Origin of the sequence: Ruminococcus sp. MCC718 (genome assembly GCF_018783905.1) — a bacterium.
Taxonomy (GTDB): Bacteria; Bacillota; Clostridia; order Lachnospirales; family Lachnospiraceae; genus Hominisplanchenecus; species Hominisplanchenecus faecis.
The window spans coordinates 1-241 of the sequence record NZ_WQNP01000096.1 but is presented as its reverse complement, the minus strand read 5'-3'; the positions used below and the strand labels follow the sequence as shown (position 1 = coordinate 241).

The window sequence follows — 241 nt, the reverse complement described above, 5'->3', positions numbered from 1 at the left end:
TACTGGAAGATTATAATGATGTATTTGCAGATATCATAAACGGACTGATTTTTAAAGGAGAACAGCGGATTCTGCCGGAATCTCTGGAAAATGCAAAAGTCCACTCTCAATATAAAGCAGAAGATGGAAAAGTCCATGAACTGGAGAGGGATGTCATAAAATACTGGAAAGAGAAAAAAGTCGAACTGGCGATCTGCGGGATCGAAAACCAGAGCAATGTGAAAAAATATATGCCGTTCCG

Annotated in this window: 1 pseudogene; it reads left to right on the top strand. The window is 39.4% G+C overall.

The features are described from left to right. Positions 1-241: pseudogene (locus GPK60_RS08910) on the top strand (transposase); the annotation flags it as partial.